This window comes from Microbispora sp. KK1-11 (assembly GCF_006874435.1).
Lineage (GTDB): Bacteria > Actinomycetota > Actinomycetes > Streptosporangiales > Streptosporangiaceae > Microbispora > Microbispora catharanthi.
The window spans coordinates 73378-88005 of the sequence record NZ_VIRJ01000004.1; the positions used below are offsets into that span (position 1 = coordinate 73378).

Genomic DNA, 14628 nt, shown 5'->3' on the forward strand with positions numbered 1-14628 from the left:
GGCCCGGTGTCCTACAGTTCCGGCATGACCCTCGCCGAAGAGCGCGCCATCATCGGGGCGCTTTCCCCCTCCCGGGCCGGTGACTTCATGACCTGCCCCCTGCTCTACCGGTTCAGGGTGATCGACCAGCTCCCCGAGCGGCCCTCGGCCGCCGCGGTCAGGGGCACGCTCGTTCACGCCGTGCTGGAACGGCTCTACGACCTGCCCGCGGAGGCCCGGACGGTCGCCGCCGCCCAGGATCTGCTGGAGCCCCAGTGGCGGCGGCTGCTCGCCGAGGAACCCGACTACGCGGGGCTGTTCGAGGACGACGCAGAGCGGGACGCCTGGCTGGCGCAGGCCCGCGGCATGGTCGACCGTTACTTCACGCTGGAGGACCCGCAGCGGCTGGAGCCCGCCGAGCGTGAGATGTACGTCGAGGTCGTGCTCGACAGCGGGCTGCTGCTGCGCGGCTACATCGACAGGCTCGACGTGGCCCCGACCGGCGAGATGCGGGTCGTGGACTACAAGACGGGCACGGCGCCGGGGCGCGAGTGGGAGGCCAAGGCGCTGTTCCAGATGAAGTTCTACGCGCTGGCGCTGTGGCGGCGCGGCGGCCAGGTCCCCCGGATGCTCCAGCTCATGTACCTGGGCAACGGCGAGATCGTGCGTTACGTCCCCGACGAGGCCGACCTGCGGGCGACCGAGCGCAAGGTGGAGGCGCTCTGGGCGGCCATCGAGCGCGCCGTGCGCACCCGTGAGTGGCGCGCCCGCCGCTCGCGGCTGTGCGACTGGTGCGACCACCAGGCGCTGTGCCCGGAGTTCGGCGGCACCCCGCCGCCCGTGCCCGACCGCGAGCCGGGGCTGTCCGCCCGCGTGAGCAGAAGGTCGGCCAGCGACGAACTGTGACGGTGTCTCCCGCTTCGCTCATCGGGGCGCTCACATCCGCCGGTCGTGTCCAAGGCGCGCCAGGGACACAGCCCTCGTCGCGCTTGGTCGCTTCGCTCCCGCGCGCTCCTCAGCCCAGACCCGCGGCGCGCCCCTCCGGCTCGCTCGGACTCCTCCGCACGGCTCCCCCGGCGGGGCTCCTCCGTGGGGAGGAGGGGGATATCCCTCTCGGGCAGGGTGGACGCGGGCGGTGAACGCCTAGATTTGGTACGTGCGCACCACCCCCGGCAGTACGCGGTCCTGGCTTCGGGCTCATCCCCTGATCTACGACTCGATCCTCGCGGTGGTGCTGACGACCACGTCCCTGTGGTGGATCGCCTCGGCCGCCCCCGGACAGGATGCCGGTTGGCTGCGGTCCGCGGCACCGCGCCCGGCGGACGCGCTGAACCTGATCCTGGCGGCGGCCTGCACGCTGCCCGTGGCCCTGCGGCGCAGCCGGCCCTTCGTGCTGCTGGTGGCCACCTGCGTCCCTCAGGCGGCGCTCGACACGCTCCACTACGACCCCGGCCTGAGCGAGTTCGGCGGGCTCGTGCTGCTCTATTCGGTGGCCGCCTGCCGGGGGCTGGCGCTGAGCCTGGCCGCCCTCGTCGTCTCCTTCGCCTCCTACGCCGCCAGTGCCCTCGCCGGGGTCATCACCCCGTCCTGGACCGACCACGTCGTCGTCACCGCCGTCCTGCTGCTGTGCTGGGTGTGCGGCCGGGCGCTGCGGCTGCGCCGCGCCTACCTCGCGGAGCTGGTCCAGCGGGCCGACCGGCTGGAGCGGGCGCGGGAGGCCGACACCAGGGCCGCCCGGGCCGAGGAGCGCTCCCGCATCGCCCGGGAGCTGCACGACGTCGTGGCCCACCACGTCAGCGTGATGACGGTCCAGGCCGCCGCCGCCCGCAAGATGCTCGACACCAAGCCCGACGTGGCGCGGGACGCCCTCACCGCCATCGAGGAGATGGGCCGTACGGCGATGGCGGAGATGCGCAGCATCGTCGGCGTGCTGCGCACCGACGGCCCGGCCGAGCGCGGGCCGCAGCCGGGCATGCACGACCTGCCGGCGCTGGTGGAGCAGATGCGCGAGGCGGGGCTGGGGACCCAGCTGTGGATCGAGGGCGAACGGCGCGGCCTGCCGCCAGGGGTGGATCTGGCCGCCTACCGGCTCGTGCAGGAGGCGCTGACCAACAGCCTGCGGCACGCCGGGCCCGCCGCCCGCGCCTGGGTGACCGTACGGCACGAGCCCAACGAGCTGAGCATCCACGTGGAGGACGACGGGCGCGGCGCTGCGGAGGAGCCGGTGCGGATCGGAGGCAAGGGACACGGCCTCGTCGGCATCCGCGAGCGCGTGGCGCTCTATGGTGGAGTTCTGCGGATCGGTCCCCGCGCCGGGGGCGGGTTCGAGGTCCGCGCGCAGTTCCCCCTGAAGTAGAGCCCCCTCAATCCCAGCTCCCGCAATCCCAGCCCCTTCAAGCAGAGCCCCTTCAAGCAGAGCCCCTTCAAGCAGAGCCCCTTCAAGGACGGACCATGACGATCAGGGTGTCCCCCTCCACCCGGCGGCGGCCCGCCGCCCCTCTCAGGACGGACGCATCATGACGATCCGGGTGTTGCTGGTCGACGACCAGCCGCTGCTGCGCACCGGGTTCCGGTTCATCCTGGAGGCGGAGCCGGACGTCACCGTCGTGGGCGAGGCGGGCGACGGCGCGGTGGCCATGGAGCAGTCCCGGGCCCTGCTGCCCGACGTGGTGCTCATGGACGTCCGCATGCCCGGCACCGACGGCATCGAGGCGACCCGTCGCATCGTGCGTGAGGCCGCGCCCAGCGCCCACGTGCCGAAGGTGCTCGTGCTGACCACGTTCGACCTGGACGAGTACATCGTGGAGGCGCTGCGCGCGGGCGCGAGCGGGTTCCTCCTCAAGGACGTGCCGCCGGACGAGCTGGTCCAGGCGATCCGCGTGGTGGCGGCCGGCGACGCGATCGTGGCGCCGAGCGTCACCCGGCGGCTGCTGGACAGGTTCGCCACCCGGCTGCCCCCCGCGCACCAGCAGGCCACCCCCGCGCGGCTCGACCGGCTCACCGAGCGGGAGCTCGAGGTGCTGGGCCTGATCGCGAAGGGCATGTCGAACGCCGAGATCGCCGCCCGGCTCGTGGTGAGCGAGACGACCGTGAAGACCCACGTGGGCAACGTGCTGACCAAGCTGGGGCTGCGCGACCGGGTCCAGGCGGTCGTGCTCGCGTACGAGACCGGGCTGATCGTCCCCGGCGCCTTCTCCTGACGCTCGGCCTACGACCTCGGGAGGAGCGAGGCGGGCCCTGTCCTCCCGTGGTCGCGGGCGAGAGCCGTACGGGAGGCCGATGCCGGGCGGGGGCGCGCCCCGATACCGTCGTGACAGGGGCGTGGCCGAGGTGGCGGAACACGCCCCGCCGGTACGGCTCCCGCGGACCGTCTGGGGGGAAGACGGCGGGGGCCGTACCGGCGGAAAGACTCAGTCCGCGGGCGCGGCGGCCGTCTCCGGCGAGGCCGCGGACGCGCCGCCCGAGGGGGCGTTCTCCGGGAAGTGGCAGGCCACCTGGTGGCCTGGGGCGAGCGTCTCCAGCGGCGGCTCGACCTGCTTGCAGATCTCCTGCGCCTTCCAGCAGCGGGTGTGGAACCGGCAGGCGGGCGGCGGGTTGAGCGGGGAGGGCACGTCGCCCTGCAGCCGGATCCGCTCCCGCTCCTTGCGCCGCTTCGGGTCGGGGATCGGGACCGCCGACAGCAGCGCGTTGGTGTACGGGTGCATCGGCGCGTGGTACAGGCCCTTGCGGTCGGAAATCTCGACGATCTTGCCGAGGTACATCACCGCGACGCGGTCGCTGATGTGCCGCACCACCGACAGGTCGTGCGCGATCACCACGTAGGTGAGGTCGAGCTCCTTCTGCAGGTCCTCGAGCAGGTTGACGACCTGGGCCTGGATCGACACGTCGAGGGCCGACACCGGCTCGTCCGCGATGATCAGCTTGGGCTTGAGCGCGAGCGTCCTGGCGATGCCGATGCGCTGCCGCTGACCGCCCGAGAACTCGTGCGGATAGCGGTTGTAGTGCTCGGGGTTGAGGCCGACCAGTTCGAGGATCTCCTGGACCGCCTTCTTGGTGCCCTGCTCGGTCTTGATGCCCTGGATGCGGAACGGCGCGCCCACGATGGCGCCGACCGTGTGCCGGGGGTTGAGCGAGCTGTAGGGGTCCTGGAAGATGATCTGCACATCGCGGCGGAGCGGACGCATCCGGCTCTGGGACATGTGCGTGATGTCGTTGCCCTCGAACAGGATCCTGCCGCCGGTCGGCTCGATCAGCCGGGTGACGAGCCGTCCGGTGGTGGTCTTGCCGCATCCCGATTCGCCGACCAGGCCGAGGGTCTCGCCCTTCTTCACGTCGAAGCTGATGCCGTCGACGGCCCTGACCGCGCCGACCTGCCGCTTGAGCAGGCCCTTCGTGACCGGGAAGTGCTTTTCCAGCCCCTGTACGGACAGCAAGGGCTCCTCGTTCACGAAGCCTCCAGGTTCGGCTTGATCTCGTTCTCCCAGATGGCGCGCCGCCGCTCGCGCGGCAGGTGGCAGCGCACGAGGTGGCCGCCCTCGGTCTCCAGCAACTCGGGGACCTCCGTCTTGGCCCGCCCGCCCGTACGCTCCTCGAACGCGCAGCGCGGGTGGAAGGCGCAGCCGGACGGCACGTTGATCAGCGAGGGCGGCGAGCCCTTGATCGGCATCAGCCGTTCGGTCGGCTCGCGGTCCAGGCGCGGCATCGAGCCGAGCAGGCCCCAGGTGTAGGGGTGCTCGGGCCGCTCGAAGATGTCCTCGGACGTGCCGTACTCGATGCACTTGCCGCCGTACATCACGAGGATGTCGTCGGACAGCTCGGCGACGACGCCGAGGTCGTGCGTGATGATGATCAGCGCGGCGTTGAAGTCGCGCTGCAGGTCGCGCATCAGGTCGAGGATCTGCGCCTGCACGGTCACGTCGAGCGCGGTCGTCGGCTCGTCGGCGATCAGCAGCTCGGGGTCGCAGCTCAGCGCCATCGCGATCATGGCGCGCTGCCGCATTCCGCCGGAGAACTCGTGCGGGTAGCTGTCCACGCGGCGCTCCGGCTGCGGGATGCCCACCCGGCCGAGCATGTCGATCGCGTGCTTGCGGGCGACCTTCTTGCCGACGTCGTTGTGGATGCGGTAGGCCTCGATGATCTGGTCGCCGACCGTGTAGAACGGGTGCATCGCCGACAGCGGGTCCTGGAAGATCATCGCCATCTTCTTGCCGCGCAGCGTCCGCACGTGCTCCTGGCTGGCGCCGACGAGTTCCTCGCCGTCCAGCCAGATCTCGCCGGAGATCCGGGCGCGCCCGCCCTTGTGCAGGCCGAGGATGCCGAGGCTGGTCACGCTCTTGCCGGAGCCGGACTCGCCCACGATGCCGAGCGTCTTGCCCCGCTCCAGGGTGAACGACAGCCCGTCGACGGACTTGACCAGGCCGTCGTCGGTCGGGAAGTGGATGCGCAGGTCCTTCAGTTCCAGGAAGCTCATCCCAGCCTCACCCTCGGGTCCACGACGGCGTACAGGAGGTCGACGACCAGGTTGGCGAAGACCACGAAGAACGCGGCGACGAGCGTCACGCCCATGACCTTGGGCAGGTCCTGGTTGGTGATCGCGTCGATCGCGTACTTGCCCATGCCGGGCAGCGAGTAGGTGCTCTCGGTGAGCACGGCGCCGCCGAGCAGCAGGCCGAGGTCGAGGCCGAAGATCGTGAGAATCGGGGTCAGCGCGCCGCGCAGGCCGTGCTTGACCACGACCGCCCGCTCGTTCAGGCCCTTGGCCCGTGCGGTGCGGATGTAGTCCTCGTTCATCGTCTCCAGCATGCCCGCCCGGGTGAGCCGCGCGTACCCGGCGGCGTACAGGAAGGCCAGTGTGATCCACGGCAGGATCAGGTTGTAGGCCCACATGGCCGGGTTCTCGTCGAACGGCGTGAAGCTGCCGCCCGGGGCCGTGATGCGGAACGGAGTGCCGTAGCTGAAGACGACCAGCGAGACGATGCCGGTGAAGAAGATCGGCAGTGACACGCCGGCCAGGGCGACGCCCATCGCGGCCCGGTCGAACAGGCTGCCGCGTCTCAGCGCGGACAGCACGCCGGTCGCCACACCGGCTATGACCCAGATGACGGCGGCCCCGATGGCCAGTGAGAGCGTCACGGGCAGCCGGTCCATCAGGTCCGGCCAGACCGGGAGCCGGGTGAGGAAGGAGTAGCCGAAGCAGGGCGCCGGGCAGTGCTCCACGCCGGGACCGTAGTCGTAGTCGGCGCCGGCGACGATGCCCTTGGCGAACCGCCCGTACTGCACGATCAGCGGATCGTTGAAGCCGAGCTTGTCAGCCGCGATCTTGACCTGTTCCGCCGAGGCGGTGCGCCCCACGTAGCGCGCGGCCAGGCTCTCCGAGGTGGCGCCCGCCAGGCGGGGCACCAGGAAGAAGATGGCGAACGTGATGATGCTCACGATGGTGAGCATCACGACCGCCCAGATCAGCCGCCGGATGATGTATGTGACCACAGTCCCCCCGGCTCCGGGGGCCGGCCCGGTCGGACCGGCCCCCTTGCCGCGTTCACGCGTCTATCGGATCTGTCTGGTCTCGGCGGACGCTTACTTGACGCCCATGCCGAGGTAGTCGTACATGCCGTACGCGTCGTTCACGAAGATGTTCGTGGCGTTCTTGCTGCGCACGAGCAGGGTCTTCGTCCACACGTTCGGCAGGATGTAGGCGCCCTCCATGACCTTCTTGTCGATCTGGGTCCAGAGCGCGTTGCGGGCGCTGGTGTCGGTCTCCTTCATCGCCTGGTCGATGAGCTTGTCGACCTCGGGGTCGCGAACGCTGATGTTGGAGGAGCCACCGGTGTCACGGATGACGCGGCTGTCGACGATCTGCTGCAGGAAGCCGAAGCCGTCGGGCCAGTCGGACTGCCAGCCGTTCTGGGCCAGGCCGATCTTGTTGTCCTTGGCGTAGCCCGGCTTGCCGGCGTACAGCGCGAAGTAGTCGGCCTGCGGGAACGGCTTGAGCGTGAGCTTGATGCCGACCCGGCCGAGGGACTGCTGCAGCGCCTCGGCGGCCGCCTTCTCCTTCGGCCGCTCGGCGCGGTAGGAGATGTTGGTCTCGAAGCCGTTGGGCTGGCCGCAGGCGGTCAGCGCCTCCTTGGCCTTGGCCAGGTCGCCCTTGTTGTCGGCGCCCGGCGGGTAGAGGTTGAAGTCCTCGTGACCGGGGATCGCCGGCGGCAGCAGGCTGGTCGCGATCTGGCCGCCAGAGAACTCGCCGCCCCAGGCGGTCTGGAGGGCGACCTTGTCCGTGGCGTACTCGACGGCCTTGCGGCACTCGATGTTGTCGAGCGGCGGGACGTTGCCGTTGATCGAGGTGTACCAGAGGCGGGTGCTGGTCGGGTTGTCGGCGTTCGCCTTCATCGCGGGGTCGGGCAGGACCCGGCCGAGGGCCGCCGACTGCACGCCGATGCCCGCGACGTCGACGTCGAGGTCGCCGGCGATGATCCGGTTGTCGATGTCGTCGGCGTTGACGTTGGTGGAGACCTCGTAGCCGTCCGGCAGCGCCTTGCGGTTCGGGTCGCTCGCCGCGTCCCACTGGTCGTTGCGGACCAGCGTGAAGCCCTTGCCGATCTCGTTCTTCTCGAACTTGTACGGCCCGGTGGCGATGACGTGTTCCTTGTACTTCGCGCCGGTGTCCTTGTCCTTGGGGACCGGGATCGTGGCGGGAAGCTGGGCAAAGTAGTCGAAGTTGCTCAGCGGCTGCTTCAGGTGGAAGACGATCGTGTAGTCGTCGGGCGTCTCGATCGCGCTGTCGGTGTTGACGTCCTTGGACTTGTAGGCGCCCTTGTAGCCCTTCGGCCAGTCGAGGAAGTCGTTGAAGTAGGTGTACCCGTCGGGGAACACCTCCTTGTCGAACGACCGCTCCACGGCGTACTTCACGTCCTTGGACGTGACCGGGGTGCCGTCCTCGAACTTGATGCCCTGCTTGAGCTTGTACGTCCAGGTCTTGGCGTCGTCGCTCGGCTTGCCCAGGTCCTCGGCGAGGTCGGGGACGAGCTGGTTGCCTTCCTTGCCCACCGCGGACTTGAACATCAGCAGCGACCGGCCGTACAGCCGGATGAAGTTCCAGGAGTAGCCGTAGTAGGTGTCGCCCGGGTCGAGGGAGTCCCAGTCACCGCCGTTGGCGAACTTGAGGATGCCGCCCTTCTTGTCCGACGGGTTCACAACCCCCGTCAGGGCGGCGTTGAACTCGCTCTTGGAGTCGGAGCCGGCCGCGGCGCCGCCGGAGGACGACGGCGTGCTGCCACCCGAACCGCCGCCGCAGGCGGCAACGGCGAGGGCGAGCACGGCGCCGATGGCCGCCACACCCAGTCTTCTTCTTAGCATTGCAAACCCCTTGGTGATAGGAGCCGGGGGACTTTACGGGGAAGGGAGGGGCTCAGCGGGCCTTCGGGTCGAGAGCGTCCCGCAGGCCGTCGCCGAACAGGTTGAACGCCAGGACCGTGATGAAGATCGCCATGCCGGGGAAGAACATGAAGTGCGGGATCGTGTAGAACCGCACCGCGTCCGACAGCATGCCGCCCCAGGTGGGGGTGGGCGGGCGCACGCCGACGCCGAGGAACGACAGCGCCGCCTCGAACAGGACGTTCGTGGGGATCAGCAGCGTCGAGTAGACGAGGATCGGCGCGACCAGGTTCGGCAGCAGCTCGCGGAAGATGATGTACGGCCCGCGCGCCCCGAGGCTGCGCGCCGCGTCCACAAACTCCCGCTCGCGCAGAGACAGCGTCTGTCCCCGGATGATCCGCCCGATGTACGGCCAGTTGAAGAAGCCGATGATGAACACCAGCAGCGAGACGCGCAGCGTGTCGCCGGTCAGGCCGAACGCCGAGTCGGGGACGATGCCCGCGAGCGCGATCGCGAAGACCAGGATCGGGAACGCCAGGAAGACGTCCATGGCCTTGCTGATGATCGAGTCGACCAGGCCGCCGAAGTATCCGGCGGTGACCCCGAGCAGGGTCCCGATGACCACCGAGAGCAGCGTGGCCAGGAAGGCGATGAGCAGCGAGATCCTGGCGCCGTACACGACCCGGCTGAAGATGTCGCGGCCGTTCACCGGCTCGATGCCGAACAGATGGTCGGCGCTGATGCCGGTGCCCGTCTTGGGCGCCATCGTGGAGGAGTCGATGAGGTCGGAGTTGAACTGCGTCGGGTCCTGCCCGAACGCCCCGGCGATCACCGGCGCGAAGACCGCGACCAGGATCAGGAAGATGACGATCAGACCACCGGCCAGGGCGACCTTGTCGCGCTTGAGCCGCATCCAGGCGATCTGGCCGAGGGACCGGCCCTGGATCGCCTTACCGCCCGACGCGTCGACGACGGCCTCCGGCGTGGCCTGTGCGTCCCCACCGGTGACGTCCATCGGCGCGGTCATCGATCCTCCTTCGCCCTGCCCGAGCGGACCGCGCCCGCGGTGACGCGCTCGGGGTAGCCCGGGATCGATCCGGCGCCAGAGAAGCGGCGGCCGCTCACGACCTTGCCTCGCACGGCCATTTGGCGCAGGCCCCCTGGATCCCAGACGACATTGTCCGAAGGGGTCGCGTGGTGTGCGACCCCCGGAGGCAGAATCTATGGTCTGAGCTGGGCTGACCAGTCCCCAGAGGCGCCCTGTGGCTCAACTGTGATTCACGCGAAACTCATTCGTGTTGATCTTGAAGGGTTTGTCCGCGTCCCGTTTCGATTATGTCGTGGAACTGTAACATTGCACTGGCCGGTAACTTGGTCCCACGATGTGGGATGATCAGCTGATTCCCCGGCGCTTGAGAATGGCCTCGATGTCGGAGAAATCATCCCCGGCGGGCTGTTCCACCTGTCGTGGTGCCGTCTTCCCGGTCTGTGCCGTTTTAGGCGTGGCCGTCTTGGGCGTGGCGGGCCGCTCGGTCGCCGCGGTGGCGCCGCCCTGCTCCGGCCGTGCCGTACGGGTCCGGGACAGGGCACGGCCGCGCAGCGTGCCGGAGACGATGAACAGCAGCGCCGACAGCCCGGCAAGGACCACCCCTGCCCATACCGCGGGCGACAGGACCAGGCCGGTCACGAAGCCCACCACCGCCGCGCCGACGTTCCAGAGCGTCTGCAGCGCTCCGGTGAGGTAGGCCGCCAGCGGCAGCAGGGACCACGCGGTGGCCCGCAGACCGGCGGTCGCCCCCCTGCGCCGGAAGGCCAGATAGCTGAGCCCGATTCCCACCGCGGTGAGGCCGCCGCACAGCGGCAGCCAGGCGATGTCGTTGAATGTCATGGCGGGTCCCCTTCGTCCACGGCGTACCCCCATCCTGGCACTCCGCAAGCGATCACGCGGGGGCCCGCGTCACCGGACGAGCGACCGCAGGAAGTCCACGTCCACGTCGAGCAGCGAGGGCATGACGACCCGCCCGGGCGCCTGGGCGATCGGCAGGACGCCGGGCACGGCGACGACCCGGCAGCCCGCGGCGGTCGCCGAGGCGACGCCGTTCGGCGAGTCCTCCAGCGCGACGCACCGCTCCGGGTCCACCGACAGCAGGCCGGCCGCGGTCAGGTACGGCTCCGGGTGCGGCTTGGTGCGCGTGACGTCGTCGGCCGTCACGACGATCTCGAAGTGCTCCCGGCCGACGGCCTTGAGCACGGCGTCGGCGATGATCCGCAGCGACGAGGTGACGAGCGCCGTGCGCACGCCCTGGTCGCCGAGCCCGCGCAGCAGGTCGAGGGCTCCCGGCATGGGCTCGACGCCTCTCGACAGCCGGCTCTCCATGCCGTCGATCAGCCACTCCCCCACGAGCGCGGGGTCGACGTCGGCCTGCGTCAGCTCCAGCATGTACGCGACGGTGCGGTCCCAGGAACCGCCCACGAGCTGCTCCTGGTGCTCGGGGCCCCAGGCCCCGCCGAGGCGGGTGACCACCTCGGTCTCGACCTCGAACCACACCCCTTCGGTGTCGACGAGCAACCCGTCCATGTCGAACAGCACGGCGTCCACGTGGCCCCTTCCCCCGGTGAGACCCCCGATGAGGGGGGACCAACATGGTAAGGGGCGCACGTGGACGCCCATGCGGCCGGTCAGACGTTGAAGTACTTCGCCTCGGGGTGGTGGACGACCAGGGCGGAGGTGGCCTGCTCCGGGTGGAGCTGGAACTCCTCCGACAGCGTCACGCCGATGCGCGCGGGGTCGAGCAGTTCCATGACCTGCACCTGGTCCTCCAGGTTGGGGCAGGCCGGGTAGCCGAAGGAGTAGCGGCAGCCGGTGATGTTCACCTTGAGCATGTCGGCCAGCGACTCGTCGCCGCCGATGCCCAGCTCCGACCGCACCCGCGCGTGCCAGTATTCGGCCAGCGCCTCGGTGAGCTGCACCGACAGACCGTGGAGCTCCAGGTATTCGCGGTAGGCGTCCTTGGCGAAAAGCTCGGCCGTGGCCTCGCTGATCCGGTTGCCCATCGTGACCACCTGGAAGGCGACGACGTCGGTCTCCCCGGACTCGCGGGAGCGGAAGAAGTCGGCCAGGCACAGGTGCCGGTCGCGCCGCTGCCGCGGGAAGGTGAAGCGGGTCCGCTCCTTCCCGTCGTCGTCCAGGATGATCAGGTTGTCACCCTCGCTGACGCAGGGGAAGTAGCCGTAGGCGACCGCCGCCTCCAGCAGGTTCTCCGTCTGCAGCCGCTCCAGCCACATCCGCAGCCGGGGCCTGCCCTCGGTCTCGACCAGCTCCTCGTACGACGGGCCCTCGCCGCCCCGGGCGGCCTTGAGGCCCCACTGGCCCATGAACGTCGCCCGCTCGTCGAGGAAGGCGGCGTAGTCGGCCAGCGGGATGCCCTTCACGATCCGGTCGCCGAGGAACGGCGGGGCGGGCACCGGGGTGTCGGCCGCGACGTCGGAGCGGGACGGCAGGTCCTCCTCGGCGGTCCGCTTCAGCACGGCGCCGGTCTTCACCCGCCGCGCGCGCAGCGGCGGCAGCGTCGCGCCGTCCTCACCGCGCTTGACCGCCATGAAGGCGTCCATGAGGCGCAGGCCCTCGAACGCGTCACGCGCGTACCGGACCTCGCCCCGGTAGAGGTCGGCCAGGTCCTGCTCGACGTACGCCCTGGTCAGGGCGGCGCCGCCGAGCAGCACGGGATACCTGTCCGCGAGGCCCCGGGAGTTCATCTCCTCGAGGTTCTCCTTCATGACCACGGTGGACTTGACCAGGAGCCCGGACATGCCGACCACGTCGGCGCGGTGCTCCTCGGCGGCCTCGAGGATCGCCGACACCGGCTGCTTGATGCCGAGGTTCACCACGTCGTAGCCGTTGTTGGACAGGATGATGTCCACGAGGTTCTTGCCGATGTCGTGGACGTCGCCCTTGACCGTGGCCAGCACGATGCGGCCCTTGCTGCTGCCCTCGACCTTGTCCATGTGGGGTTCGAGGTAGGCCACGGCCGTCTTCATCACCTCGGCCGACTGCAGCACGAAGGGAAGCTGCATCTCGCCGGAGCCGAACAGTTCGCCGACGACCTTCATGCCGTCGAGCAGCACGTCGTTGATGATCTCCAGGGCCGGACGCTGCGCCAGGCCCTCGTCGAGGTCGGCCTCCAGGCCCTTGCGCTCGCCGTCGATGATGCGCCGCTTGAGCCGCTCCCACAGGGGCAGCCCGGCCAGCTCGGCCGCCTTGCCGGCCTTCATGGACGCCGCGTCCACGCCCTCGTACAGCTCCATGAACCGCTGCAGCGGGTCGTAGCCCTCGCGCCTGCGGTCGTACACGAGGTCGAGCGCGACCTGCCGCTGCTCGTCCGGGATCCGGTTCATCGGCAGGATCTTGGAGGCGTGCACGATCGCGGAGTCGAGCCCCGCGTTGACGCACTCGTTGAGGAAGACGCTGTTGAGCACCATGCGGGCCGCCGGGTTGAGACCGAACGACACGTTGGAGACGCCCAGCGTGGTCTGCACGCCCGGGTAGCGGCGCTTGAGCTCGCGGATCGCCTCGATCGTCTCGACGCCGTCGCGCCGGGTCTCCTCCTGACCGGTGGCGATCGGGAACGTCAGGCAGTCGACGATGATGTCCTCGACCCGCATGCCCCAGGTGTTCACCAGGTCCTCGATGAGCCGGGTGGCGATGCGCACCTTCCCCTCGGCGGTGCGGGCCTGGCCCTCCTCGTCGATGGTCAGCGCGACCACGGCCGCGCCGTGCTCCTTCACGAGGCGCATGATCTTCTGGTAGCGCGAGTCGGGGCCGTCGCCGTCCTCGTAGTTCACCGAGTTGACCACGGCCCGGCCGCCGAGCATCTCCAGCCCGGCCTCCAGCACGGCGGGCTCGGTGGAGTCGATCACGATCGGCAGCGTCGAGGCGGTGGCGAACCGGAACGCCAGCTCCTTCATGTCGGCGACCCCGTCGCGGCCGACGTAGTCGACGCACAGGTCGAGCATGTGCGCGCCGTCGCGGGCCTGCGCCCTGGCGATCTCCACGCACTCCTCGTAGTCGCCGGCCAGCATGGCCTCGCGGAACGCCTTGGAGCCGTTGGCGTTGGTCCGCTCGCCGATCGCGAGGTAGGAGGTGTCCTGCCGGAACGGCACGTGCTGGTAGAGCGACGCCGCCCCCGCCTCCGGGCGGGGCCGCCGCTCGCCGCGGGCGCGCCCGCCCACCCGCTCGACCACCTGGCGCAGGTGCTCGGGCGTGGTGCCGCAGCAGCCGCCCACGAGCGCGAGCCCGTAGTCGCGGGTGAACGCCTCGTGCGCGTCCGCCAGCTCCCCCGGGCTCAGCGGGTAGTGCGCGCCGTCGGCCGTGAGCTGCGGCAGACCGGCGTTCGGCATGCAGGAGATCGGGATCCGCGAGTGCCTGGCCAGGTAGCGCAGGTGCTCGCTCATCTCGGTCGGGCCTGTGGCGCAGTTGAGGCCGATCAGGTCGACGCCGAGCGGCTCGATCGCGGTCAGCGCGGCGCCGATCTCGGAGCCGAGCAGCATCGCGCCGTTGGTCTCGATGGTGACCTGCGTGATGATCGGCACGTCCCGCCCGGCGGCCTCGACCGCCCGCTTCGCGCCGACGACCGCCGCCCGCACCTGCAGCAGGTCCTGGCAGGTCTCGATGATCAGGGCGTCGGCCCCGCCCGCGATCAGGCCGGCGGCGTTGTCGCGGTAGGCGTCGCGCAGCGTCTCGTACGGCAGGTGGCCGAGCGTGGGGAGCTTCGTGCCGGGGCCCATCGAGCCGAGGACGAACCGGGGCCGGTCCGGCGTCGACCAGTGGTCGGCGCGCTCCCTGGCCAGCCGGGCGCCGGCCTCGGAGAGCTCGAAGATACGGTCCGCGATGCCGTACTCGCCAAGGGCGGCACGGTTGGCGTTGAAGGTGTTGGTCTCGACGCAGTCGACGCCCACCTCCAGATACGCGTCGTGCACGGCCCGAACGATGTCGGGACGGCTCACGTTGAGCACGTCGTTGCAGCCCTCGTGGCCCTGGAAGTCGTCAAGGGTGGGGTCGTAGGACTGCAGCATCGTCCCCATGGCTCCGTCGGCGATCAGAACTCGCTCGGACAGCACTTCACGGAAGGACGGTCTGCTGGTCATGGAGGCAAGCCTATCGGCCCCGCCGGACGGAATATCGTCCGCGCGCGCGAAACGGGAATACCGGTTGCGTGAGGGACGGCGGGTCCACCTCCGCCGGCGCGGCGCCGCAGGTCGGCGCAGCGCGACGGGCCGGTG

The 14628-nt window shown here is 70.1% G+C and carries 11 protein-coding genes; 3 read left to right on the plus strand and 8 right to left on the minus strand.

Translation table 11 applies throughout. The features are described from left to right. Positions 1 to 24: 24 nt before the first annotated feature. From FLW16_RS08015 to FLW16_RS08025, 3 genes are all read left to right on the plus strand, one after another. Positions 25 to 885: a PD-(D/E)XK nuclease family protein gene (locus tag FLW16_RS08015; RefSeq protein WP_142559229.1), complete on the plus strand. Its 861-nt coding sequence runs from the start codon at positions 25 to 27 to the stop codon at positions 883 to 885. A 250-nt stretch (positions 886 to 1135) separates the two neighbouring features. After that, on the plus strand, positions 1136 to 2335 hold the full coding sequence (locus tag FLW16_RS08020; RefSeq protein ID WP_142559231.1) for a sensor histidine kinase: 1200 nt from the start codon (positions 1136 to 1138) through the stop codon (positions 2333 to 2335). Between the two features lie 160 nt (positions 2336 to 2495). Beyond that, on the plus strand, positions 2496 to 3179 hold the full coding sequence (locus FLW16_RS08025; protein WP_142559232.1) for a response regulator transcription factor: 684 nt from the start codon (positions 2496 to 2498) through the stop codon (positions 3177 to 3179). Between the two features lie 210 nt (positions 3180 to 3389). Here FLW16_RS08025 and FLW16_RS08030 read toward each other — a convergent pair whose 3' ends face one another. The 8 genes from FLW16_RS08030 to metH form a co-directional block, all read right to left on the minus strand. Further along, the gene (locus FLW16_RS08030; protein ID WP_185949314.1) at positions 3390 to 4427 is read right to left on the minus strand and encodes an ABC transporter ATP-binding protein; all 1038 of its coding nucleotides are present in this window, start codon (positions 4425 to 4427) and stop codon (positions 3390 to 3392) included. Then, positions 4424 to 5449 carry an ABC transporter ATP-binding protein gene (locus tag FLW16_RS08035; RefSeq protein ID WP_142559234.1) on the minus strand — a complete coding sequence of 342 codons (1026 nt, stop codon included), beginning with the start codon at positions 5447 to 5449 and terminating at the stop codon, positions 4424 to 4426. Before FLW16_RS08035 ends, FLW16_RS08030 begins: the two co-directional genes overlap by 4 nt. Further along, positions 5446 to 6465, minus strand: a complete 1020-nt coding sequence (locus FLW16_RS08040) for an ABC transporter permease (RefSeq protein WP_142559236.1) — start codon at positions 6463 to 6465, stop codon at positions 5446 to 5448. The genes FLW16_RS08035 and FLW16_RS08040 overlap by 4 nt, the downstream gene beginning before the upstream one ends. Positions 6466 to 6555: 90 nt before the next feature. Next, positions 6556 to 8331, minus strand: a complete 1776-nt coding sequence (locus FLW16_RS08045; RefSeq protein ID WP_142559238.1) for an ABC transporter substrate-binding protein — start codon at positions 8329 to 8331, stop codon at positions 6556 to 6558. A gap of 52 nt (positions 8332 to 8383) precedes the next feature. Further along, complete coding sequence (locus FLW16_RS08050) at positions 8384 to 9376, minus strand: ABC transporter permease (RefSeq protein WP_142559240.1); 993 nt, start codon at positions 9374 to 9376, stop codon at positions 8384 to 8386. Positions 9377 to 9742: 366 nt separating this feature from the next. Continuing rightward, positions 9743 to 10237, minus strand: a complete 495-nt coding sequence (locus FLW16_RS08055) for a cellulose synthase (protein ID WP_142559242.1) — start codon at positions 10235 to 10237, stop codon at positions 9743 to 9745. Positions 10238 to 10306: 69 nt separating this feature from the next. Beyond that, a complete protein-coding gene (locus FLW16_RS08060; protein ID WP_142559244.1) occupies positions 10307 to 10948 on the minus strand; it encodes an HAD family phosphatase in 642 nt (213 codons plus the stop codon). Positions 10949 to 11028: 80 nt separating this feature from the next. After that, a complete protein-coding gene (gene metH / locus FLW16_RS08065) occupies positions 11029 to 14493 on the minus strand; it encodes a methionine synthase (RefSeq protein WP_142559246.1) in 3465 nt (1154 codons plus the stop codon). Positions 14494 to 14628 lie beyond the last annotated feature (135 nt).

Coding starts and splice junctions, on each gene's coding strand:
- FLW16_RS08015 (WP_142559229.1), top strand. CDS start 25: ATGACCCTCGCCGAAGAGCGCGCCATCATCGGGGCGCTTTCCCCCTCC.
- FLW16_RS08025 (WP_142559232.1), top strand. CDS start 2,496: ATGACGATCCGGGTGTTGCTGGTCGACGACCAGCCGCTGCTGCGCACC.
- FLW16_RS08035 (WP_142559234.1), bottom strand. CDS start 5,449: ATGAGCTTCCTGGAACTGAAGGACCTGCGCATCCACTTCCCGACCGAC.
- FLW16_RS08045 (WP_142559238.1), bottom strand. CDS start 8,331: ATGCTAAGAAGAAGACTGGGTGTGGCGGCCATCGGCGCCGTGCTCGCC.
- FLW16_RS08050 (WP_142559240.1), bottom strand. CDS start 9,376: ATGACCGCGCCGATGGACGTCACCGGTGGGGACGCACAGGCCACGCCG.
- FLW16_RS08055 (WP_142559242.1), bottom strand. CDS start 10,237: ATGACATTCAACGACATCGCCTGGCTGCCGCTGTGCGGCGGCCTCACC.
- metH (WP_142559246.1), bottom strand. CDS start 14,493: ATGACCAGCAGACCGTCCTTCCGTGAAGTGCTGTCCGAGCGAGTTCTG.